Here is a 702-nt window from a genome sequence, read left to right on the forward strand (position 1 = left end):
TTCTCGTTTGGATGAATTGAGTGAAAAAGAATTTAGTAAGAACAATGTCACTGTTTGTGGCTATAATGATATGTATGAAGCTACAAAGGCATTGAATGGTTTAGTACTAGTGGATCCTTCGAGTGTAAACTATGCGATTGTTTCTAATTTAAAGGCTAAGCCAGTATTTAAGGAAAGTCCAATCATTTTATGGAAGGCTTTAAAGAATGAAACAGAATTAAAGTGTACAAAGTGGGCGCACATTAAAGATGGTGTGGCTGTTACTAAATTCATGTATTGGTTAAAGAAGAATGCGGGTAAGATAGAGATGAGCGAAATGAGCGTTCAGTCTAAATTACAAGTTCTTCGTAGTGAACAAGAAAACTATTTAGAGGATAGTTTTGATACGATTTGTGCCTATAAAGAACATGCGGCTATGATGCACTATTCTTCAAAGCCAGAAACGAATGTTGAAATCACAAATTCGGGCATGCTTCTAATTGATAGTGGTGGACAATATTTAGAGGGTACTACAGATATTACACGTACATTTGTGTTGGGTGATATAAGTGAAGAAGAGCGATATTGGTTTACTAAAGCATTAAGAGGACATATTCGTTTATCGGATGCACACTTCTTATTTGGATGTTCAGGAATCAACTTAGATATTCTAGCTCGTGGACCACTATGGGATCAGGATGTGGATTATCAATGTGGTACAGG

The 702-nt window shown here is 36.2% G+C and carries 1 protein-coding gene; it reads left to right on the forward strand.

The genetic code is table 11. The features are described 5' to 3' along the window. Positions 1-702 (forward strand): M24 family metallopeptidase (locus ACZQCL_RS06935; RefSeq protein ID WP_482482416.1); only part of this gene is annotated, 702 nt, incomplete at both ends.

The sequence above is a fragment of the Holdemanella sp. genome (genome assembly GCF_056804935.1).